Below are 22253 nucleotides of genomic sequence, written 5' to 3'. Positions count from 1 at the left end.
ATGACGATAAAAAGAGGCGAAGTCCAACGTGGCTCAATTCGTATATACCATGCATCGTGTCGGCAAAGTTGTCCCGCCGAAACGTCATATTCTGAAAAATATCTCGCTAAGCTTCTTCCCTGGCGCAAAAATCGGCGTGCTGGGTCTTAACGGCGCCGGTAAATCTACCCTGCTGCGCATCATGGCCGGCATCGACACAGACATTGAAGGCGAAGCCCGTCCGCAGCCGGGAATCAAGATCGGCTATTTGCCGCAAGAGCCGCAACTTAACCCGGAACAGACGGTACGTGAATCTGTAGAAGAAGCCGTGGCTGAAGTGGTTAACGCGCTGAAAGGTCTGGATGAGGTGTATGCCAAATACGCTGAACCGGATGCTGACTTCGATAAGCTTGCCGCACAGCAAGGGAAATTTGAAGAGATTATCCAGGCGCACGACGGCCATAATCTGAATGTGCAGCTTGAACGCGCCGCAGACGCGCTGCGTCTGCCGGACTGGGATGCGAAAATTGCCAACCTCTCCGGGGGTGAACGCCGCCGCGTGGCACTGTGCCGTCTGCTGCTGGAAAAGCCGGACATGCTGCTGCTTGACGAACCCACCAACCACCTGGATGCGGAATCCGTGGCCTGGCTGGAACGCTTCCTGCACGACTTCGAAGGTACCGTGGTGGCGATCACCCACGACCGTTACTTCCTTGATAACGTTGCAGGCTGGATCCTTGAGCTGGACCGCGGCGAAGGGATTCCGTGGGAAGGCAACTACTCCTCCTGGCTGGAACAAAAAGATCAGCGTCTGGCGCAGGAAGCTTCTCAGGAAGCGGCGCGCCGCAAATCCATTGAGAAAGAGCTGGAGTGGGTTCGCCAGGGTACGAAAGGCCGTCAGTCGAAGGGCAAAGCCCGTCTGGCGCGCTTTGAAGAGCTTAACAATACCGAATACCAGAAACGTAACGAAACCAACGAACTGTTTATTCCACCAGGACCGCGTCTGGGCGACAAAGTGGTGGAAGTCAGCAACCTCAGCAAATCCTACGGCGATCGTCAGCTGATTGATAATCTGTCGTTCTCCGTACCCAAAGGGGCCATTGTCGGCATTATCGGTCCGAACGGTGCGGGTAAATCGACACTGTTCCGTATGATGTCAGGTCAGGAGCAGCCAGACAGTGGCAGCATCACCCTGGGTGATACGGTAAAACTGGCGTCGGTGGATCAGTTCCGTGATGCGATGGACAACAGCAAAACCGTGTGGGAAGAAGTCTCAGGCGGGCTGGATATCATGCGTATCGGCAACACCGAAATGCCAAGCCGCGCCTATGTTGGTCGCTTCAACTTCAAAGGCACCGATCAGGGCAAACGCGTAGGTGAGCTGTCAGGGGGTGAGCGCGGTCGTCTGCATCTGGCGAAACTGCTGCAGGTTGGCGGCAACGTTCTGCTGCTCGATGAACCGACTAACGACCTGGATATTGAAACCCTGCGCGCGCTGGAAAACGCCCTGCTCGAGTTCCCGGGCTGTGCGATGGTTATCTCGCACGACCGCTGGTTCCTCGACCGCATTGCGACCCATATTCTTGATTATCAGGATGAGGGTAAAGTGGAGTTCTTTGAAGGTAACTTCACCGAATACGAAGAGTACAAGAAACGTACGCTGGGCGCAGACGCGCTGGAGCCGAAACGAATGAAGTACAAACGTATCGCGAAATAAATCTGATGGGGCTACGGCCCCATCAGCTTTTTCACCAGTTCAACGCATTGCAGGAAGCGCGAATCGTAATCCGCTTCTTCCACCCGCACAAAATCAATGTTGTTTTCCCGCAGCATCGACACCAGCATATCCTGGAACTCTTTACGATCCACCGAACTGCCAAGGCTGCGTAGCCCATCATTAACCCACGGCGTATTGTTCTCCAGCAGGATCACCAGGTCGAAACGGTATTCATCAATCAGCGCCTGAACAAACGGATGCTCGCGCCCTTCATATTTTTTGCAGAACGCCTGCGTAGTGACAAAATCGGTGTCAATAAACGCCACTTTATTCGCATATTTTACTGCAAAATCAATGTACTGAGCGTGCCCCAGCGCAATCTTGTCGTAATCGGAATATTGTAAAGCGATTTCATCGCCGCCGAGATGCGAGAACACATAATCGCGGCCAAATTCCCATGCGCTGGTGGTGTTGAAAATATTGGCGAGCTTATTCACCAGCGTCGATTTCCCACTGGATTCACCACCGAGGATCGCCACCGTACGCACGAAGAACGGCTTCACCTCCGTTGGGATATATTCCCAGTAGCGGAACGGGTTCTCGCGGATCAGCGAGCCGCTGATATTCATAAAGGTACGCTTTGGATCCACCAGCACCGCTTCAATGCCCAGATGCTGCAAGTACTGCGGCGCATCCGCCTCTTCTGAGGTGTAAATCCAGTTCGGCGTAATACCTTTCCCGGCCATAAACGCCTTAATACCCTTACTCCAGACATCCCAGCCGTGGGGATACGGCTCCATGCCCTCTTCATTGAAGGCATGAATACGAATGTTTTTCTGGTACTTAAAGGTCTGCAATAACCAGCGCAGACGGTCACTTACCGTCGGCTGCTGCGACATTGCGCTGTCTTCAAACAACTCGCGATCGCGGGTGTCATCATAGCCAAGGATGATATGTAACTCATCGACCTGGCTACAGGCACGCTGGATCAGGTAGATGTGCCCGGTATGAAGCGGATAAAATTTGCCGAACACCACGCCGATATTCTTCTCACGACGGGGAAATTCAAGGTCGAGAAAGCGGTGTAATGCTTCCAGCTTTTGCGCGCTGGGGCTTTTAATCTTGGCGTTCAGCAACTGGCTCAAATAGCCTTTGGTCATACCGCTGGCATCCGCCACCTGTTGTAACGTGCAGCCTTTCTGACGAATGGCGTTTTTTAAGTAGTCAAATGACGACATTATTGCCTCCTGCAAAAATCATTAGCCAATTATAAGTCGTCAAAGACGCTTAACGCATCCGCCAGCTTCTTCACACCGAAAATCTGCATCCCTTCCGGCACTTTTTTCGGCACATTCGCCGCCGGAACGATGGCGCGGCGGAAACCATGCTTGGCGGCTTCCGAAATACGCTCCTGGCCGCTTGGCACCGGGCGGATCTCACCGGCCAGCCCCACTTCGCCAAACACCACCAAATCCTGCGGCAGCGGTCTGTCGCGCAGACTGGAAACCATCGCCAGCAATAGTGCAAGGTCAGCACTGGTTTCGGTGACCTTCACCCCACCAACAACGTTCACAAACACGTCCTGATCCGCCATCTGCAACCCACCGTGACGATGCAGCACCGCCAGCAGGATCGCCAGACGGTTTTGTTCCAGACCTACTGCAACCCGCCGGGGATTTGACATCATTGAGTGATCCACCAGCGCCTGAATCTCTACCAATAGCGGACGGGTACCTTCCCACACCACCATTACAGAGCTGCCGGAAGTCACCTCATCGCCACGACTGAGGAAAATAGCCGAGGGATTGCTCACTTCGCGCAACCCCTGCTCGGTCATGGCGAACACACCCAGTTCATTAACCGCGCCAAAACGGTTTTTGTGGCTACGCAGCGTACGGAAACGGGAATCCGCATCACCGTCAAGCAGTACCGAACAGTCGATGCAGTGCTCCAGCACTTTCGGTCCCGCCAGGGAACCGTCTTTCGTCACATGGCCGACCATCACAATCGCCACGCCGCGTGTTTTAGCGAACCGCGTCAGGTAAGCCGCTGTTTCACGCACCTGCGCGACACTGCCCGGCGATGACTGGATATCCGCCATATGCATGACCTGAATGGAGTCGATCACCATCAGTTTCGGCTGCTCCTCCTCTGCGATCATGCAGATTTGCTCGATACTGGTTTCCGACAACATATTCAGGTTGGCCGTCGGTAATCCAAGTCGGTGAGCACGCATCGCCACCTGTTGCAGTGACTCTTCACCCGTGACATACAGCGTTTTCATCTGTTCGGCGAGTTTGCACAACGTCTGCAACAGCAGCGTGGACTTGCCCGCGCCAGGGTTTCCGCCAATCAGGATAGCGCTGCCGGGCACAACGCCACCGCCGAGCACACGGTCAAACTCTTTAAAACCGGTAGAGAAGCGCGGCAGCTCTTCAAGGCTGATATCGGCAAGTTTTTGCACTTTCGATACGCCCGCACTGCCGGCATAGCCAGCGAGACGCTCATTGCGCGCCACGGTGGGCGACGCAGCAACACGTATTTCCGTAATGGTGTTCCAGGCATGACAGGCACTGCACTGCCCCTGCCAGCGCGGGTAATCTGCACCGCATTCATTACAGACAAACGCGCGTTTCGGAGCTTTCGCCACACTCACCTCTATTTCTTATTGATACTGCCGGAAAGAATACAGAATACGCCCATCAGATCTGCGTGACGGATGGTAATTTCCGCCTTTTCATTCACCTTTGGCTTGGCATGGAAAGCAATACCCAACCCGGCGGCTTTGATCATCGGCAGATCGTTCGCTCCATCGCCAATCGCGACCGTCTGCGCCGTTGGGATCTCGTGCTCTTCCGCCAGGCGTTTCAGGGTTCTGGCTTTATATTGCGCATCGACAATGTCCCCCAGCACCTGGCCGGTAAATTTGCCGTCCATGATCTCCAGTTCGTTCGCCACTGCCGCCGTCAGGCGCAGTTTGTCACGCAGGTAATCCGCAAAAAAAGTAAAACCGCCGGAGGCGATCGCCACTTTCCAGCCCAGCGTTTCCAGCTTCAACACCAGTTGCACCAACCCCGGCATCAGCGGCAGTTTTTCGCGGACCTGCAACAGAATATTGGCATCCGCACCTTTCAGCGTTGCCACGCGGCTGCGCAGGCTGGCGGTAAAATCCAGCTCGCCGCGCATCGCGCGCTCGGTGACTTCCGCCACCATTTCACCCGTTCCTGCCAGTTTGGCGATTTCATCAATACACTCAATCTGGATCGCGGTGGAATCCATATCCATCACCAGCAGCCCAGGCGAGCGCAAGTGCGGGATTTTCCCCAGCGGCGCAACGTCCATGCCTTCATCGTGCGCCAGTCGGGAAGCGCGCGGCGTTAATGATCCTGCCAGTCGGATCACCTGGTAATCTTCCACATCCCAGGCCGCGACGATCACCATGGCGGCACCCAGTTTACGCTGGTAGGTTGTCAGGCGTTGTTTGTCCAGATGACGCCCATACAGAAGCCAGCCGCTACGACCAGCATGATAGTCCAGAGGCATAACCTCATCACCACTTAAAGAGAGCGGCAATCCCGGCCACTGAGAAACATCATCGGGCAGATCGCACCAGGTCAAACTGTTCGGCATTAAAGCTCCTGTAAAAACGTTCGCGCCAGAAAGCATCGGAGGGGAAAATAACGCATGAGGCTACCTTGTAACCAGCGCTTCTGGCAACATTAAGCCTTAAATTTTCAACAGGTGGAATATGGCTCGCGCAAAACTTAAATTTCGACTGCACCGCGCAGTGACAGTGCTGATCTGTCTGGCGTTACTGGTGGCGCTCATGCAGGGCGCGTCCTGGTTCAGTCAAAACCACCAACGCCAGCGTAACCCGCAGCTTGAAGAGCTGGCGAGAACGCTGGCGCGCCAGGTGACGCTCAATCTCGCGCCGTTGATGCGCACCGAAACCCCGGATGAAAAACGCATCGGCATCGTGCTGCATCAGTTAACCGAAGAGAGCCGCATCCTTGATGCGGGCGTATACGATGCCGAAGGCGATCTGGTTGCACGTTCCGGCGAAAGCATTGATGTCCGCGACCGACTGGCGCTGGATGGCAAAAAAGCGGGCGGTTACTTTAATCAACAGATCGTCGAACCCATTCAGGGTAAAAGCGGTCCTCTGGGCTACCTGCGCCTGACGCTGGATACACACACGCTGGCGACCGAGGCGAAACAGGTGGATAACACCACCAATATTCTGCGCCTGATGCTACTACTCTCGCTGGCGATTGGTGTGATTCTGGCGCGCACCTTATTACAGGGTAAACGCACCCGCTGGCAGCAATCGCCGTTCTTGCTGACGGCGAACAAATCCGTACCGGAAGAAGAAGAACCCGAAAAGAAAGAGTAGTGGTCCGCCTCCGGTAAGATAACTGAATGTTACAGAAAGGAAATCTGCTATGTCGACGCTTCGTCTGCTCATCTCTGACTCTTATGATCCCTGGTTCAACCTGGCGGTTGAAGAGTGCATCTTCCGTCAGATGCCCGCCACGCAGCGGGTGCTGTTCCTGTGGCGTAATGCCGATACGGTGGTGATCGGGCGGGCGCAAAACCCGTGGAAAGAGTGCAATACCCGGCGCATGGAAGAAGACAACGTGCGCCTGGCGCGTCGTAGCAGCGGCGGCGGTGCGGTGTTCCACGATTTGGGGAATACCTGCTTTACCTTTATGGCCGGGAAACCGGAATACGATAAAACTATCTCTACGGCGATCGTGCTCAATGCGTTGAATTCGCTTGGTATCGTGGCGGAGGCCTCCGGGCGCAACGATCTGGTTGTCAAAACCGCAGAAGGCGACCGCAAGGTCTCTGGATCTGCATACCGCGAAACCAAAGACAGGGGTTTCCACCACGGTACCCTGCTGTTAAATGCCGATCTCAGTCGTCTGGCTAACTACCTGAATCCGGACAAAAAAAAGCTGCAAGCCAAAGGTATCACCTCCGTGCGCGGGCGTGTGGCGAACCTGGTGGATCTGCTGCCAGGCATTACCCACGAGCAAATTTGCGACGCGGTGACAGAGGCGTTTTTTGCTCACTACGGTGAGCGTGTAGACGCGGAGATTATCTCGCCGGATAAAACGCCGGATCTGCCCAATTTCGCCGAAACCTTCGCACGCCAGAGCAGTTGGGAGTGGAACTTTGGCCAGGCTCCCGCATTTAGCCATCTGCTGGACGAGCGTTTTAGCTGGGGCGGTGTGGAGTTGCATTTTGACGTTGAGAAAGGCCATATCACTCGCACGCAGGTGTTTACCGACAGCCTGAACCCGGCACCGCTGGAAGCGCTGGCTGCGCGTTTACAGGGCTGCCTGTACCGGGCGGACATGCTGGCGCAGGAGTGTGACGCACTGTTGGTGGATTTCCCGGAACAGGAACAGGAGCTACGCCAGCTTTCGGCGTGGATTGCCAGCGCGGTGCGTTAACAGCCCCCGACAGTGGTGAATGCGCATGAACAGTTTCGTGAAGAGATAAAAAAGGGCAGAGAACCTGCCCTTAGAAGAGAAACTTACGCCTTGTCGCCCAGCAGGACAGATTCCAGCGCAATTTTGATCATATCGTTGAAGGTCGTCTGACGCTCAGCAGAAGAGGTCTGCTCATGAGTACGGATATGGTCGGAAACGGTGCAGATAGTCAGCGCTTTCGCCCCGAACTCCGCCGCCACGCCGTAGATACCCGCAGCTTCCATTTCTACGCCCAGCACGCCATATTTTTCCATCACGTCGAACATTTCACCGTCCGGCGAGTAGAACAGATCGGCGGAAAACAGGTTGCCCACGCGCGCATCTACGCCCAGCGCTTTTGCTGCATCGACGGCATTACGCACCATGTCGAAATCAGCGATCGCGGCAAAGTCATGATCTTTGAAACGAATGCGGTTCACTTTGGAATCCGTGCATGCACCCATCCCGATCACCACATCACGCAATTTCACGTCCATACGCACCGCACCGCAGGAACCCACGCGGATGATTTTCTTCACACCGAACTCAGTGATCAGCTCTTTGGTATAAATAGAGCAGGACGGAATGCCCATACCGTGGCCCATCACGGAGATTTTGCGGCCTTTATAGGTACCGGTATAACCCAGCATGCCGCGCACGTTGTTCACTTCGCGGTAGTCTTCGAGGAACGTCTCGGCAATGTGTTTTGCGCGCAGCGGGTCGCCCGGCATCAACACTACGTCAGCGAAATCGCCCATTTCTGCATTAATATGTGGGGTAGCCATCGTCAATTCCTTTATGTCGTTGTCGTTAAAGCAGCAAGGGCGGGAATATCCCGCCCAAAATCATCAGAACATGGCCTTGCCATATTCCATATCAGACACACCGAAGTATTTCGCCAGCGTCTGGCCAATGTCCGCAAACGTTTCGCGGTGACCCAGCGAGCCAGGTTTCACTTTCGGACCGTAAACCAGTACCGGAATGTGCTCACGGGTATGATCGGTACCTTTCCAGGTCGGATCGCAACCGTGGTCCGCCGTCAGGATCAGGATATCGTCTTCGCCAACCAGCTTCATCAGTTCCGGCAAACGACGGTCGAACAGCTCCAGACCACCCGCATAACCGGCGACATCGCGACGATGGCCCCATGATGAGTCAAAATCAACGAAGTTAGTAAAGACGATGGTCTTATCACCCGCGTCTTTCATCTCTTTCACGGTTGCGTCAAACAGGGCATCCAGCCCGGTGGCTTTCACTTTTTTCGTAATGCCGCAGTTGGCATAGATGTCGGCAATTTTGCCAACGGAAACCACATGGCCCGCTTTCTCATCCACCAGTTTTTGCAGCACGGTGGCTGACGGTGGTTCCACCGCGAGATCATGACGGTTACCAGTGCGCTGGAAGTTACCCGCTTTATCACCAATAAACGGACGCGCAATCACACGACCAATGTTATAGCCGCCTTCGGTCAGCTCTTCACGGGCAATTTCACACAGTTCATACAGTTTATCGAGACCAAAGGTCTCTTCATGGCAAGCAATCTGGAACACCGAGTCCGCCGAGGTGTAGAAAATCGGTTTGCCGGTTTTCATGTGCTCTTCACCCAGTTGATCGAGGATCACCGTACCGGAAGAGTGGCAGTTGCCGAGATAACCTGGCAGGTTAGCGCGCGCCACCAGTTTATCCAGCAGTTCCTGCGGGAAGCTGTTTTCGGTGTCGCTAAAGTAACCCCAGTCAAACAGCACCGGCACACCGGCGATTTCCCAGTGACCAGACGGCGTATCTTTACCGGAAGAGAGTTCGTGCGCCCAGGCATAAGCCCCGACGATTTCCGCATTGGCGTCCATCCCAGCAGGGATAAAACCCGTTGCCCCTTCATGTGCCTTTGCCAGGCCCAGGCGGGTAAGGTTGGGTAAGTTCAGCGGACCTTTACGTCCGGTGTCGGCTTCCCCTTTAGCACAGACTTCAGCAATATGACCGAGGGTATCGGAACCCACGTCGCCAAAGCGATCCGCGTCTTCAGTCGCGCCGATGCCGAATGAGTCCAGCACCATAATAAATGCACGTTTCATATGTTCTCCGTACCTTGTGCTTTGTAAAAAAGCGATCAGATCAGTATATCGCTATTCGGTGATGCGGCGATAGACCGTCGGTGTCTCTTTTGGCGCACTGTCGCCAATCACAATCGCGGCTTTAACGGCTTGTGCCGCATCCTGCCAGCTTGCTTCGTCTTTTGCATGAATCACTGCCAGCGGTCGCTGGCCATCCACGCGCTCGCCCAAACGGGCCATCTCTGTAAAGCCAACGCTGTAATCGATGCTGTCTGTAGCCTGGCGACGACCGCCGCCCATCGACACCACCGCCATGCCCAGCGCGCGGGTATCCATGGCGCTGATAAACCCTTCATCTTCGGCATAAACCGCTTTGCTCAGCGTCGCGGTCGGCAGATATTTGGCGTAATTTTCCACGAAATCGACCGGGCCTTTCTGTGCGGCAACCATGCGGCCAAATACCTCCGCAGCTTTGCCGTTATCCAGCACCGTCTGCAACTTCGCCCGCGCCTCGGCATCGTCTTTCGCCAGTTTGCCGGAGATCAGCATCTCCACGCACAGCGCCATCGTCACATCAAACAGTCGTGGATTGCGATATTCACCGGTCAGGAACTGCACGGCTTCGCGCACTTCCACTGCGTTACCCGCACTGGACGCCAGCACCTGATTCATATCGGTCAGCAGCGCAGTCGTTCGCACGCCAGCGCCATTGGCTACGCCCACGATCGCCTCCGCCAGTTGTTCGGAAAGGGCATATGTCGGCATAAATGCGCCGCTGCCAACTTTCACATCCATGACCAGCGCATCCAGGCTTTCTGCCAGTTTTTTGGCCAGAATCGATGCCGTGATCAACGGAATAGAGTCCACCGTCGCGGTAATGTCGCGGGTGGCATAAAAACGTTTATCCGCCGGCGCAAGGGAGTTGGTCTGCCCGATGATCGCTACACCAACCTCTTTGATGATGTCCCGGAAGCGCTGGTCGTCCGGGAAGATGTCAAACCCAGGAATGGCTTCCAGTTTGTCGAGCGTGCCACCAGTATGGCCCAAGCCGCGCCCGGAGATCATCGGAATATAGCCACCGCAGGCCGCCACCATGGGGCCGAGCATCAACGATGTCACGTCGCCAACACCGCCGGTGGAGTGCTTGTCGACCACCGGACCGTTGAGATCAAGCTGTTTCCAGTCCAGAACGGTGCCCGAATCCCGCATCGCCATGGTCAGCGACACGCGTTCCGGCATGGTCATATCGTGGAAGAAAATGGTCATGGCGAGGGCGGCAATCTGCCCTTCGGAAACGGTGTTATCGCGAATTCCGTTGATAAAGAAACGGATTTCTTCATCACTCAGCGCGAGACCATCGCGTTTTTTTCGAATAATTTCTTGAGCGAGAAACATGGTACCCCCTGAGGAATGAGAGGACCGGGCCACGGAACCGGCCCGGCGAAATACAGGTTTGGTCAGCCTGATAAGCGAAGCGCCATCAGGCAATCATCAGTAGCTACTGGCGCTTTTACCGTCGCCGTGGCCCAGCGCTTTCAGCAAGCTTGCCAGCAGGCTGGACGCGCCAAAACGGTAGTGGCGGGCATCAGCCCAATCCGCGCCAAACAGCTCGTCGGCAATCGCCAGATACTGTTGCGCATCTTCTGCCGTACGTACGCCACCTGCGGGTTTAAAACCGACGGTTTTCTCAACGCCCATATCGCGGATCACTTCCAGCATAATGCGCGCACTTTCCGGGGTGGCATTCACCGGCACTTTGCCGGTAGAGGTTTTGATGAAATCTGCACCGGCTTTGATAGAAATTTCAGAGGCTTTACGGATCAGCGCTTCCTCTTTCAATTCACCGGTTTCGATGATCACTTTCAGCAACACGTTCGCCGCTGCGCATGCCTCTTTACAGGCCTTAACCAGATCAAAACCAATCTGTTCGTTTCCGGCAATCAGCGCGCGGTACGGAAACACCACATCAACTTCATCAGCGCCATAAGCAATGGCTGCACGGGTTTCAGCCAGCGCGATATCAAGATCATCATTACCGTGTGGAAAGTTCGTGACCGTCGCGATGCGCACATCCGGCGTACCTTGCGCGTTCAGAGTCTTACGCGCAATCGGGATAAAACGCGGGTAAATACAAACCGCGGCCGTGTTGCCTACCGCTGTTTTCGCTTGATGGCACAGCGCGATGACTTTTTCATTGGTGTCATCGTCGTTCAGGGTTGTCAGGTCCATCAGTTTCAACGCACGCAGGCTGCTTGCAGTTAAATCAGTCATATTCTCTCCGACGGCGTAATGCCGATTTCTTGTTCGGGTCTGTTAATATTCTAACATTAACCCACCATTACACTTCGACACCCATCACAGTTAATGAAAACTGAATGCAGTTTTGCAAAACCACAATGAGACATTCATCAAATTATTAAGCTCAAAACAACCATGGTTGCGTTTCTGTAGGCAGGGATCAAAAGCGACAGACAGCGATTTTCTTAGACTCCCTGCACCACTTAAGGAAGGAGAGGAACGATAATGTCCGAGACTGTTGATCCTTTATCACTGTCGCGTTGCCAACAGATTGTCACCAGCCCAACGCTCACGGTGGAACAAAAACGCCATTTTCTCGCCCTGGAGGCGGAGAACAGCTTGCCCTATCCTGCTCTGCCAGAAGCCGCCCGTGCGGCGCTTGATGAGGGCGCTATCTGCGATATGTTTGAGGGACATGCCCCGTACAAACCACGCTACGTTCTGCCTGATTACGCCAAATTCCTTGCCAACGGTTCCGCCTGGCTGGAACTGGAAGGCGCTCAGGATCTGGATGACGCTCTCTCGCTGTTGACCATCCTTTATCACCATGTTCCGTCGGTAACCTCCATGCCGGTTTACCTCGGGCAACTGGATGCCCTGCTGCAACCATATGTTAGAATTCTAACACAAGAAGAAGTCGATATCCGAATAAAACGTTTCTGGCGCTATCTCGACAGAACTCTGCCGGATGCGTTTATGCACGCCAATATTGGACCATATGACACGCCCATTACCCGCGCCATTTTGCGCGCGGATGCCGATCTACAGCAGGTTTCACCCAACCTCACCTTTATTTATGATCCGCAAATCACCCCTGATGACCTGCTGCTGACTGTTGCGAAAAATATCTGTACTTGCAGCAAACCGCATATTGCGAATGGTCCGGTGAATGATAATATTTTCACAAAAGGCGGTTATGGCATCGTCAGTTGTTACAATTCCCTGCCTCTGGGCGGCGGCGGTAGCACACTGGTGCGGCTCAATCTGAAAGTCATCGCTCAACGCAGTGACTCGCTGGAGGATTTTTTCAGCCGCCAGCTTCCCCACTACTGCCGTCAACAAATCGCCATCATTGATGCCCGCTGTGACTTTCTCTACCAGCAATCTGGTTTCTTTGAGCATAGCTTCCTGGTGCGGGAGGGTCTGATCGACGCCAATCGTTTTGTGCCCATGTTTGGTATGTATGGGTTAGCAGAAGCGGTAAACGTTCTGTGTGAGAAAAGCCTGCCGGGCGCACGCTACGGCAAAGATGAACAAGCCAACGCCCTTGGCTACCGCATAAGCAAACAACTGGCGGATTTTGTAGAAAACACGCCGGTGAAACATGGCTGGCGACAACGCGCGATGTTACATGCGCAGTCCGGCATCAGCTCCGATGTGGGTACTACGCCGGGGGCGCGTCTGCCGTATGGCGAGGAGCCAGATCCGATCACACATTTACTGACCGTCGCGCCGCACCACGCATGGTACAAGGCAGGTATCAGCGACATTTTGACGCTCGATGAGACCATCAAGCGTAACCCACAAGCGCTGGTGCAATTGTGCCTTGGCGCATTCAAAGCGGGGATGCGCGAGTTCACCGCTAATGTGCAGGGCAACGACCTGGTGCGGGTCACCGGTTATATGGTCCGCCTCTCGGATCTGGAAAAATACCGCGCCGAGGGTTCACGAACGAATACCACCTGGTTGGGTGAAGAAGCTGCACGCAACACACACATCCTTGAACGACAACCCCGCGTAATAAGCTATGAACAGCAGATGCGCTTTCGTCAGTAAGATCATCCCCTTTTCCTGCGTCGACGGTCCGGGAAGCCGCCTGGCGTTGTTCTTACAGGGCTGCAATATGCGCTGTAAGAACTGCCATAATCCGTGGACAATCGGGCGTTGTAATCACTGTGGTGAATGCGTGCCCACTTGCCCGCACCAAGCATTAACGCTGGCGGGCGGCCAGGTTCAATGGCATGCGCATATTTGCCAGCAGTGCGACACCTGTCTGCATGGGTGCCCACAACAGGCCACGCCCATGGCGCAGCTAATGAGTGTGGACGCCGTACTGGCTCACATCCGTAACGCCGCACTGTTTATTGAAGGCCTCACGGTAAGCGGCGGCGAAGCCACGTTGCAGCTACCGTTTCTGCATGCGCTGTTTACCGCAATGCGTGCGGATCCGTCATTACACCATCTGAAAAATCTGGTGGACAGCAATGGTCTGCTCAGTGAAACCGGCTGGCGTAAGCTGTTACCGGTGTGTGATGGCGCAATGATCGATCTGAAAGCCTGGAGCAACGAGCATCACCGTTTTCTTACCGGGCGAGAGAATACGCAGGTAAAAACCAGTCTGCGCCTGCTGGCAGCCGAAAATAAGCTTGTGGAGCTGCGCCTGCTACTGATCCCGGAGCACTGCGATTATCTGACGCACATTGATGCGCTTACCGCGTTTATCCACCAGTTAGGGAATGTACCCGTACGTCTGAATGCGTTTCATCGCCACGGCGTTTACGGCACGGCAGCAACATGGCGCAGCGCAACTGCCGACGATATTGAACCCCTGGCCGACGCGCTGCTGGCACGTGGCGTCACAACGGTGCTGCTCCCGGCGCTATATCTCTAATGAAAAGAGCCGGCGCGTATTCTCCAGCAACGCCTGTGCGATGACATCGGGTGCTTCCGGGCGCAGTTCACAGAGTGTGTCAAAGACCCGCGCCGCCTGTTCCGGACGATTAGGTTGCCCCTGAAAACCATTGAGCGGCATATCCGGGGCATCGGTTTCCAGCAACAGCGCAGACAACGGTAAACGCGCCATAACGTCGCGGGTTTTACTGGCGCGCGGATAGGTTATGGTGCCACCCACGCCGATGCAGTAGCCCAATTCAATAAAGCGCTGCGCCTGCTGTAAACTTCCGGCAAAGCCATGTACCACGCCCCGGCGCGGCAGATCCTGTTTTTTCAGATGCATCGCCAGTTTGTCATGGGTACGACGGGAGTGGAGGATCACCGGTAAATCGAAGCGTTTCGCCAGTTGTAGTTGCGCATCCAGAAACTGCTGCTGGCGACTAAACTGCGGATCATCACGGTACAGATCGAGGCCAATCTCCCCTATCGCCACCACCTTTTCCGGCTTTGCGGCAAGGTAATGCGCCAGTTTTTCAAGGCTTTCCGACGTATGTGCTTCAATTACAATCGGGTGCAGCCCCAGCGCGGCGTAGAGCGCGGTGTGCTGAGAAGCCAAATCACAAACGCGGGCAAAGTAGTCTGCACTGATGGCCGGAACAATAATGCGCTCAACGCCCACCTCGGCTGCGCGGGCAATGCTGGCGGCTTCATCTCCGGTAAAGGGCGGAAAATCAAAATGGCAGTGCGTATCGATAAAGCGAAAACTCACGCCGTATCCTCTTTATTAATGGGAAAATCATTGGCTTGCGGTGCAATAACCAGCGGCGTATCAATAGCATCGTTAGCCACCGGTGCTGGCGGCACCACACGGGTCGCAGGCACGGGCGGGTGGCGCATGATCGGCGGCGTCTCCGCCAGCAGTTTACCCACCGTAGCGAGGAAATAACGCCCGCACAACCGGCCAAGTTTATAGTCGTCGCGCAGCGCAGGTAAACGGCTGCCTAATGCCATGCTATGCAACAGTTTTGGAGGATAGATTTCGAAAATACGCAACTTACCCGGCGGGGTTTCGATAAATTTCTGAATCGCTAAATAGCTTTTCTCATGATGCTGCACCAGATTGACCAGCGACTGAAGACTGCTTTCTCCCAACCAGCGTTCCATCCGCTTAAACCACTGCGGCGTATAGTACATCTGCGAGGGCACCGTGCGGATCACCACGATCGTTTTTGCTCCGCGTTTCGCCGCTTCCTGCACCGGGATGGCATCGCTGACGCCGCCGTCCAGATAGTTTACCCCGTCCAGCATGACACCCGGACGGTAAAAGCCGGGGATAGCGCTGGAGGCGCGAATCAAATCCAGCCATGTTTGATGCGTCGGGGAGAAATATTCTGCCGTATAGTCATCCTGGCGACAGGCACACATATAAAAGGCCTTACCTGTGTCAAAGGCGCGGGCAGCGTGATCCATCGCCAGAGGCATCCGGCTTGATGTGGACTCGACCAGCCAGTCGAGATCGATAAGGTTACCGCCACGGACAAACCGCACCGGATCAAAAAAGTCCCGTTTGGTGGTGTAGCGCATAATGACTTTGCGCGCATAGCCTGGCTGGTTACAAACATAGGCTGAAAGATTCTGCGCACCGGCAGACGTGCCAAAGTAGAGATCGAAAGGGTTAAATTCCGCGCGCATGAACTCATCCAGCACCCCGGCGGTGAAGATGCCACGCTGACCGCCGCCTTCGCATACCAGTGCGAGACGACCGGGACGAAATGGTTTTAACGCCAGCGGCGCAATGTTGCCGAGCGTTACGGGAATATACTGCCCCACTCTGCTTTCCTTTCTGATGCGTTATCGCACAAAGTAACGCAATTATTCCCCTGCTGATACAGCAAAGCCAGTCACAGGGACTGGCTTTAATGTAACCGAAATTTAAGCGTGTAATACGCTATGGACGCCGGCGGCCCATGAACAGGCTAACCAGGAACAGGATAATACCGACGATGAAGACAATTTTTGCTGCGCCTGCGGCCGTACCTGCAAGACCACCAAAACCCAGGGCGGCGGCAATTAACGCGATAACCAGAAATATAATGCCCCAACGAAACATAAGACTCTCCTTTACCATAGTTAATGTCGACCGCTATAAAGTGAGCGCTCAGGATGCTCACTCGCGGTTTTCCGGGTACGTGTTGGTCATACCCGGCAAGCGCCGGGCTGTGACATTTTGAGGAACCGTTACTTAACTTTGAGATCGTTTTTCACGCTTTTAACGCCATCTATTGCTTTGGCGATACTTTCCGCGCGTTCACTTTGGGCTTGTGAATCTACCGTACCGGATAACTGCACCACACCATCAGTGGTTTCGACTTTCACCTTACGGGAAGGTACAACGTCGTCTGCCAGCAGTTTGGCTTTGATTTCACTGGTTGTTGCGGTATCACCCGCGTAACCTTTTACTGATTGATTTTTACCGTCACGAACGTGCAGCTTATCGCTGACGGACGCTACGCCTTCCACGCCTTTGGCCACGGCAACAGCCTGTTCAGCCTGCGCCTGGCTCTCAACAAAGCCGCTCAGCGTAACCACCTTTTTCTCGGTTTTGACGGAAATATCGGTGCTCTTAATGCTCTCATGATCCACCAGCGCCGCTTTTACTTTTGCGGTGATGGAGCTGTCATCCATGAAACCACCGACTTTATTCATAGAGCTATCGATTTTTTCGCCTGCACTGGACGCTGTGTTTTGCGCTTTGTCAGTGGTGGTATCTGCCGCGAGGACTGAACCACTTGCCAAAGCCGAGCCCAGCATCACAGCCAGCAGAGTTTTTGAAATCTTCAGTCTTGTCATAATCATCGATGTCATTCCTATTGGTTTGCCCACAATTTGGGCTACAAGCAGCAACAGTGGCTGCTCTACTGCTGTGGTGAATCTCACCCAGTTCAGAAATCAATGGCTTCGGTCACAACACCGTCACACATCGCCCTGAAGCAGTTATTAATATCAATTCGCAATGGGAAGGGTGAATAAAAGACCATTAAACACGCAATGAACAGGACTTTTATCCACCCAACATGTCATCACTTTGTTAAATATAGATCACGCTTGCCAAAAAACCCGGACAAACGGTTAAAAAATGAGCAATAGAGGAAAAAACGGCAGGTTTTAAGAACTTTCCGCAACGGGCTAATAAGACAGGAAAAGTGATGGAGCACGGCGTACACCGTGCTCCGCGCAAGGATTAGTGCTCGCGGGTTTTATGGAAGGTGACGTCAGGATAACGTTCCTGAGTGAGGTTCAGGTTGACCATAGTTGGTGCGATATACGTCAGGTTATCGCCGCCATCAAGGGCCAGCTGAATTTCGTTTTTACGTTTGAACTCCTCAAATTTCTTCACGTCAGTGCCTTCAACCCAACGCGCGGTGGCGACGTTGACCGATTCGTACACCGCTTCCACGTTGTACTCGCTCTTCAGGCGTGACACCACCACATCGAACTGCAGCACACCGACCGCCCCAACAATCAGGTCGTTATTCGCAATCGGACGGAAGACCTGTACCGCACCTTCTTCAGAAAGCTGGACAAGGCCTTTTAGCAGTTGTTTCTGCTTCAGCGGATCGCGCAGACGGATACGGCGGAACAGTTCCGGGGCAAAGTTCGGAATGCCGGTGAACTTCATCATCTCGCCCTGGGTGAAGGTATCGCCAATCTGAATGGTACCGTGGTTATGCAGGCCGATAATGTCGCCCGGATAGGCTTCTTCTACATGAGAGCGATCGCCCGCCATAAAAGTCAGCGCATCTGAGATCACCACATCTTTACCGGTACGCACCTGACGCAGTTTCATGCCCTTTTCATAACGCCCGGACACCACACGCATAAACGCCACGCGGTCGCGGTGTTTCGGATCCATATTGGCCTGGATCTTAAACACAAAACCGGTGAATTTTTCATCATTGGCAGTGACTTCACGGGTATCGGTTTTACGCGGCATCGGCGCTGGCGCCCACTCCACCAGACCATCAAGCATGTGATCCACGCCAAAGTTACCCAGCGCGGTACCAAAAAATACCGGGGTCATTTCACCGCTCAGGAACAGTTCTTTATCGAACTCGTTGGAAGCACCTTGCACCAGTTCCAGCTCATCACGCAGCTGTTGCGCCAGGTCTTCACCCACCGCGCTATCGAGGTCGGGGTTATTCAGCCCTTTAACAATGCGGACTTCCTGGATGGTGTGCCCTTTACCGGTCTGATAGAGGTAGGTTTCGTCTTTATAAAGATGGTAAACGCCCTTGAACAGTTTGCCGCAGCCAATGGGCCACGTGATCGGCGCACATGCAATCTTCAGCTCATTTTCCACTTCATCCAGCAGCTCCATCGGATCGCGGATGTCACGGTCAAGTTTGTTCATAAACGTCAGGATCGGCGTGTCGCGCAGACGGGTGACTTCCATCAGCTTACGCGTCCTGTCTTCAACGCCTTTTGCGGCATCAATCACCATCAGACAGCAGTCCACTGCCGTCAGCGTACGGTAGGTATCCTCGGAGAAGTCTTCGTGCCCGGGGGTATCCAGCAGGTTAACGAGACTGGTTTTATACGGGAACTGCATTACGGAGGTGGTAATGGAAATACCACGTTGCTTTTCCATCTCCATCCAGTCAGATTTTGCATGCTGGCTGGAACCACGGCCTTTTACCGTACCGGCAGTCTGGATCGCCTGTCCGAACAGCAACACCTTTTCAGTGATGGTGGTTTTACCGGCATCGGGGTGCGAGATGATAGCGAACGTACGGCGCTTCGCCACCTCTTGAAAATAAGGAGACAACGTCATAATGAAAATCTTCTGTGTAATTGCGCGGCCTCAGGCCACGCGATGAAATACGAAAAATGCGGCTATTGTACTCAACGGCTGAGTGCAGACAATCAATGTTTACACAGGAGTTGCTCCAGTTCGGTTAGAGAGGTCACGGTCCAGGTTGGGTTAATACCTTCCGGTAAAGCGCGATCGTGCGCATTCAACCAGCAGGTCGACAGCCCGGCGTTATTCCCCCCCAGAATGTCTGATTCCGCCGTGTCGCCCACCATCAATACCCGCGCACGATCCGGGTTACCGGCCTGCTGCAGTGCGTAATCAAAGATTTTAGGATCGGGTTTGGCGACACCCACCTGTTCGGAAATCACTAATAAATCAAAATAGTCGCGAAGGCCGGTTCGTTCCAGGCGAATTTGCTGCAAGGCGGTAAATCCGTTGGTGATGATGCCAAGCTTCGCTTTGCCTCGCAGACTATCAAGCAGCGATACCGCCCCCGGCAATGGCGCGCAAATTTCGGCCATTGCGTTGAGAAACGCATCATTAAGCGAACCTGCAGGCACATTCAGACGCTCAGACCAGCCCTGAAAACGCTGATGCTGCAGTTGCAGAGCGCTAATCGCACCGTTCTGGTAATCCACCCATAGCGGTTTATTGACCGCCTGGTATTCGGCAAAGTCCTGATCGGTAAATGTCACGCTATAGTCAAGAAACATCCGTTGTAAGCCACCGAACGCGTCAAACGTAAACAGCGTTTCGTCAGCATCAAAGAGTATCCAGTCCCATTTCATTACATCACCTTTATTATCAGAGAGGCAGCGCCATAATTATCGCATCCTCGCGCCCGTTGGCCGTGGGGTAATAATTACGACGAATCGTCGCCTCGTTAAATCCTAAACTTTCGTACAGCGCGATCGCGCCGGTGTTGGAGGCCCGCACTTCCAGCCACAGCGTCAGTACGCCGCGGGATTCCAGTTCGCGGATGAGATGCTCCAACAGTTGTCGGCCAAATCCTTTACGTTGCCAGGCCGGATCGACGGCAATATTGAACAGCGTGGCCTCATCCAGCACGACCTGGGTGATGGCGAATGCCGCCATGTCATCACCCACCATCAGTCGATAGTTGAGATAGCGTTCACCTTGATTGCTGGCGAGTGTTTTTTCGCTCCAGGGGAAAGCATGCGCCCGGGTTTCAATCGCGTAAGCGCGGGCTAAATCAGTCGTGCTGAGGGAAGAAATCGTGTTCATGTTCGCAGATTTGTTGCCATAACGCGGCGCATGCCGCAGGGTTGCCGCGTAATTCATCGTACGGAGCCGTTGAGACTTGTGCTCCGCCCAGCACCAGCGGCCCATCAACGCCCAGCAACCAACTATTACACTGACTGCCGGGGGGTAACATCGCGACGCGATCCGGCGTCAATTGCAAGACCTGATCCGCAGTGATGGTCAACGCGCGCAAGACATCACTCACCAGCGGCTCAGTCAGTGCCGGCAGCGTGGACGCAACCATCACCAACCGGATATGCGCAGGCAACGAGATGGCGATTTCACCCTGCAACACCGCGGGATGGCGCAAAGTCCACTGGGTAATGCCCAGTTGCTGTAATTGCCAGTCGCGTCGGGAAGTCATAGCAAAACACTCCTGTATGTCAGGCGCGCAAATATAACAAACTCAGCGCCTGTTCGCCATTAAGACACAACCAACAAAGAGATAGCGTGAAGGATACTCACCCTGTACACACAATCATTCGCGATGCGTCGAGGCGGCAAGGATGAGGAACCCCCGGAGCTTATACCAGTAAGTGACAGGGGGCCAAAGACGACGCCAACAAAGAGGCAGCGTGAAGGATAACGTGTATAATCGCCGCCAGAATTTAACGAGGAACCCCCCATGTCCGCTTTTACCCCGGCAAGTGAAGTCTTGCTGCGCCACAGTGATGATTTCGAACCCAGCCGCATTCTTTTTGCCGGTGATTTGCAGGATGACCTGCCCGCTCGTCTGGACACCGCGGAAAGCCGCGCCTGGACTCAACAGTTTCACCAGTGGCAAACGCTAAGCCAGCAAATGGGCGAGCACGCTCGCTATAGTCTGGTTGCCGACAGCGCAACGGTTGGCGATTGCGATACGCTGGTTTATTACTGGCCGAAGAACAAACCGGAAGCACAGTTTCAGTTGATGAATCTGCTTTCCTTGCTGCCTGTGGGTGCCGACATATTCGTGGTCGGCGAGAACCGTAGCGGCGTACGCAGCGCTGAGCAGATGCTGGCAGAGTATTGCCCACTGAACAAAGTCGACAGTGCCCGCCGCTGCGGTTTGTATCATGGCCGCCTGGAAAAAACGCCAGCTTTCAACCCGGACGAATTCTGGGGGGAATATGCACTGGATAATTTGACCATTAAAACGCTACCGGGCGTGTTCAGCCGCGACGGGCTGGATGTCGGCAGCCAGCTGCTGTTGTCGACCTTTACCCCGCATACTAAGGGCAAAGTGCTGGATGTAGGTTGCGGCGCAGGTGTCCTGGCGGCGGTACTGGCGAGCCACTCGCCGAAAGTGCGTCTGACGCTGTGCGACGTCTCTGCTCCGGCGTTAGAGGCCAGTCGCGCAACGCTGGCGGCGAACGGTTTCGAAGGGGATGTGTTTGCCAGCAACGTCTTCTCAGAAGTGACTGGCCGTTTCGATATGATCATCTCCAACCCGCCGTTCCACGATGGTTTGCAGACCAGTCAGGAAGCTGCACAGACGCTGATTCGCGGTGCCGTTCGCCACCTGAACAGTGGCGGTGAGTTGCGTATTGTCGCTAACGCCTTCCTGCCGTATCCGGATGTACTGGATCAGACGTTTGGTTTCCATGAAGTCATTGCGCAAACCGGCCGTTTTAAAGTCTACCGTACGGTGATGACACGCCAGGCGATAAAATAATCGCTGTTCCCGGTGGGTGCGACTCACCGGGTTACACTTCCTCTGCGTCTCAGCGCCCATTTTTACAGCAATCAGCTTCCGTTGGCTTAATTAACTGTTGACGAAAAGTTGAAAACATCTAGAATGCGCCTCCGTGGTAGCGATACTTCAAGAGTATCGATGGTATGCGAAGGTGGCGGAATTGGTAGACGCGCTAGCTTCAGGTGTTAGTGTCCTTACGGACGTGGGGGTTCAAGTCCCCCCCCTCGCACCATAAACCACGCTGATATTGCTCGCACTGTGCGAAGGTGGCGGAATTGGTAGACGCGCTAGCTTCAGGTGTTAGTGTTCTTACGGACGTGGGGGTTCAAGTCCCCCCCCTCGCACCAACGAGGCAATATCAAAAAGT

21 protein-coding genes and 2 tRNA genes are annotated in these 22253 nt (G+C 54.4%); 8 read left to right on the top strand and 15 right to left on the bottom strand.

Translation table 11 applies throughout. The annotated features are described in order from the left end of the window. The first annotated feature begins 28 nt into the window (after positions 1 to 28). Complete coding sequence (gene ettA, locus ABGA49_RS09450) at positions 29 to 1696, top strand: energy-dependent translational throttle protein EttA (RefSeq protein WP_071890613.1); 1668 nt, start codon at positions 29 to 31, stop codon at positions 1694 to 1696. A gap of 11 nt (positions 1697 to 1707) precedes the next feature. On the opposite strand, the gene nadR is transcribed toward ettA, so the two are convergent. From nadR to serB, 3 genes are read right to left on the bottom strand one after another with little or no spacing between them, the layout of a single operon-like run. After that, positions 1708 to 2934 (bottom strand): multifunctional transcriptional regulator/nicotinamide-nucleotide adenylyltransferase/ribosylnicotinamide kinase NadR, encoded by a 1227-nt coding sequence (gene nadR / locus ABGA49_RS09445; RefSeq protein WP_061497868.1) that lies wholly within the window; start codon positions 2932 to 2934, stop codon positions 1708 to 1710. Positions 2935 to 2963: 29 nt separating this feature from the next. Continuing rightward, on the bottom strand, positions 2964 to 4346 hold the full coding sequence (radA, locus tag ABGA49_RS09440) for a DNA repair protein RadA (protein WP_088237431.1): 1383 nt from the start codon (positions 4344 to 4346) through the stop codon (positions 2964 to 2966). Positions 4347 to 4354: 8 nt separating this feature from the next. After that, complete coding sequence (gene serB, locus ABGA49_RS09435) at positions 4355 to 5326, bottom strand: phosphoserine phosphatase (RefSeq protein WP_061497870.1); 972 nt, start codon at positions 5324 to 5326, stop codon at positions 4355 to 4357. A gap of 118 nt (positions 5327 to 5444) precedes the next feature. Here serB and ABGA49_RS09430 point away from each other — a divergent pair, with 118 nt between their 5' ends. Continuing rightward, positions 5445 to 6089 (top strand): YtjB family periplasmic protein, encoded by a 645-nt coding sequence (locus tag ABGA49_RS09430; RefSeq protein ID WP_061497872.1) that lies wholly within the window; start codon positions 5445 to 5447, stop codon positions 6087 to 6089. 49 nt (positions 6090 to 6138) lie between these two features. Continuing rightward, the gene (gene lplA, locus ABGA49_RS09425) at positions 6139 to 7155 is read left to right on the top strand and encodes a lipoate--protein ligase LplA (protein ID WP_061497874.1); all 1017 of its coding nucleotides are present in this window, start codon (positions 6139 to 6141) and stop codon (positions 7153 to 7155) included. An 83-nt stretch (positions 7156 to 7238) separates the two neighbouring features. On the opposite strand, the gene deoD is transcribed toward lplA, so the two are convergent. From deoD to deoC, 4 genes are all read right to left on the bottom strand, one after another. Continuing rightward, positions 7239 to 7958, bottom strand: coding sequence for a purine-nucleoside phosphorylase (gene deoD / locus ABGA49_RS09420; RefSeq protein ID WP_061497876.1), 720 nt, complete (start codon positions 7956 to 7958; stop codon positions 7239 to 7241). A 63-nt stretch (positions 7959 to 8021) separates the two neighbouring features. Next, positions 8022 to 9245 carry a phosphopentomutase gene (gene deoB, locus ABGA49_RS09415; protein ID WP_347665482.1) on the bottom strand — a complete coding sequence of 408 codons (1224 nt, stop codon included), beginning with the start codon at positions 9243 to 9245 and terminating at the stop codon, positions 8022 to 8024. 51 nt (positions 9246 to 9296) lie between these two features. Beyond that, positions 9297 to 10619: a thymidine phosphorylase gene (deoA, locus tag ABGA49_RS09410; RefSeq protein WP_061497880.1), complete on the bottom strand. Its 1323-nt coding sequence runs from the start codon at positions 10617 to 10619 to the stop codon at positions 9297 to 9299. A 96-nt stretch (positions 10620 to 10715) separates the two neighbouring features. Further along, the gene (gene deoC, locus ABGA49_RS09405) at positions 10716 to 11495 is read right to left on the bottom strand and encodes a deoxyribose-phosphate aldolase (RefSeq protein ID WP_061497882.1); all 780 of its coding nucleotides are present in this window, start codon (positions 11493 to 11495) and stop codon (positions 10716 to 10718) included. A 252-nt stretch (positions 11496 to 11747) separates the two neighbouring features. Between deoC and ABGA49_RS09400 the strand changes: the two genes are divergently transcribed. Both ABGA49_RS09400 and ABGA49_RS09395 read left to right on the top strand, forming a co-directional pair. After that, positions 11748 to 13298, top strand: a complete 1551-nt coding sequence (locus tag ABGA49_RS09400) for a YjjI family glycine radical enzyme (protein ID WP_347665481.1) — start codon at positions 11748 to 11750, stop codon at positions 13296 to 13298. Beyond that, entirely contained in the window at positions 13270 to 14133 is an 864-nt protein-coding gene (locus ABGA49_RS09395) for a YjjW family glycine radical enzyme activase (protein ID WP_347665480.1), read from the top strand. Before ABGA49_RS09400 ends, ABGA49_RS09395 begins: the two co-directional genes overlap by 29 nt. Here the strand turns inward: ABGA49_RS09395 and ABGA49_RS09390 are convergent. The 8 genes from ABGA49_RS09390 to ABGA49_RS09355 all read right to left on the bottom strand — a co-directional run bounded on the left by ABGA49_RS09390 (position 14122) and on the right by ABGA49_RS09355 (position 20575). Next, on the bottom strand, positions 14122 to 14904 hold the full coding sequence (locus tag ABGA49_RS09390) for a TatD family hydrolase (RefSeq protein ID WP_347665479.1): 783 nt from the start codon (positions 14902 to 14904) through the stop codon (positions 14122 to 14124). The two genes, ABGA49_RS09395 and ABGA49_RS09390, sit on opposite strands and share 12 nt — an antisense overlap. After that, positions 14901 to 15965 (bottom strand): patatin family protein, encoded by a 1065-nt coding sequence (locus ABGA49_RS09385; protein WP_061497889.1) that lies wholly within the window; start codon positions 15963 to 15965, stop codon positions 14901 to 14903. Before ABGA49_RS09385 ends, ABGA49_RS09390 begins: the two co-directional genes overlap by 4 nt. Before the next feature lie 118 nt (positions 15966 to 16083). Beyond that, entirely contained in the window at positions 16084 to 16245 is a 162-nt protein-coding gene (locus ABGA49_RS09380) for a DUF1328 family protein (RefSeq protein ID WP_007373037.1), read from the bottom strand. A gap of 128 nt (positions 16246 to 16373) precedes the next feature. Continuing rightward, on the bottom strand, positions 16374 to 16991 hold the full coding sequence (osmY, locus tag ABGA49_RS09375; RefSeq protein ID WP_061497892.1) for a molecular chaperone OsmY: 618 nt from the start codon (positions 16989 to 16991) through the stop codon (positions 16374 to 16376). Between the two features lie 385 nt (positions 16992 to 17376). Further along, a complete protein-coding gene (prfC, locus tag ABGA49_RS09370) occupies positions 17377 to 18966 on the bottom strand; it encodes a peptide chain release factor 3 (RefSeq protein WP_061497893.1) in 1590 nt (529 codons plus the stop codon). A 92-nt stretch (positions 18967 to 19058) separates the two neighbouring features. After that, the gene (yjjG, locus tag ABGA49_RS09365; RefSeq protein ID WP_347665478.1) at positions 19059 to 19736 is read right to left on the bottom strand and encodes a pyrimidine 5'-nucleotidase; all 678 of its coding nucleotides are present in this window, start codon (positions 19734 to 19736) and stop codon (positions 19059 to 19061) included. A 16-nt stretch (positions 19737 to 19752) separates the two neighbouring features. Further along, on the bottom strand, positions 19753 to 20193 hold the full coding sequence (rimI, locus tag ABGA49_RS09360; RefSeq protein ID WP_061497898.1) for a ribosomal protein S18-alanine N-acetyltransferase: 441 nt from the start codon (positions 20191 to 20193) through the stop codon (positions 19753 to 19755). After that, on the bottom strand, positions 20162 to 20575 hold the full coding sequence (locus tag ABGA49_RS09355; RefSeq protein ID WP_061497900.1) for a DNA polymerase III subunit psi: 414 nt from the start codon (positions 20573 to 20575) through the stop codon (positions 20162 to 20164). Before ABGA49_RS09355 ends, rimI begins: the two co-directional genes overlap by 32 nt. Positions 20576 to 20836: 261 nt before the next feature. Here ABGA49_RS09355 and rsmC point away from each other — a divergent pair, with 261 nt between their 5' ends. The 3 genes from rsmC to ABGA49_RS09340 all read left to right on the top strand — a co-directional run bounded on the left by rsmC (position 20837) and on the right by ABGA49_RS09340 (position 22233). After that, positions 20837 to 21865 carry a 16S rRNA (guanine(1207)-N(2))-methyltransferase RsmC gene (rsmC, locus tag ABGA49_RS09350; RefSeq protein ID WP_347665477.1) on the top strand — a complete coding sequence of 343 codons (1029 nt, stop codon included), beginning with the start codon at positions 20837 to 20839 and terminating at the stop codon, positions 21863 to 21865. A 166-nt stretch (positions 21866 to 22031) separates the two neighbouring features. Further along, positions 22032 to 22118 (top strand) — tRNA-Leu (locus tag ABGA49_RS09345). Positions 22119 to 22146: 28 nt separating this feature from the next. Then, positions 22147 to 22233 (top strand) — tRNA-Leu (locus ABGA49_RS09340). The last annotated feature ends 20 nt before the right edge of the window (positions 22234 to 22253 follow it).

Origin of the sequence: Kosakonia sp. WA-90 (assembly GCF_039871955.1) — a bacterium.
In the GTDB taxonomy this organism is placed as follows: Bacteria; Pseudomonadota; Gammaproteobacteria; order Enterobacterales; family Enterobacteriaceae; genus Kosakonia; species Kosakonia oryzendophytica.
This window is presented reverse-complemented; position numbering and strand designations above follow the sequence as displayed.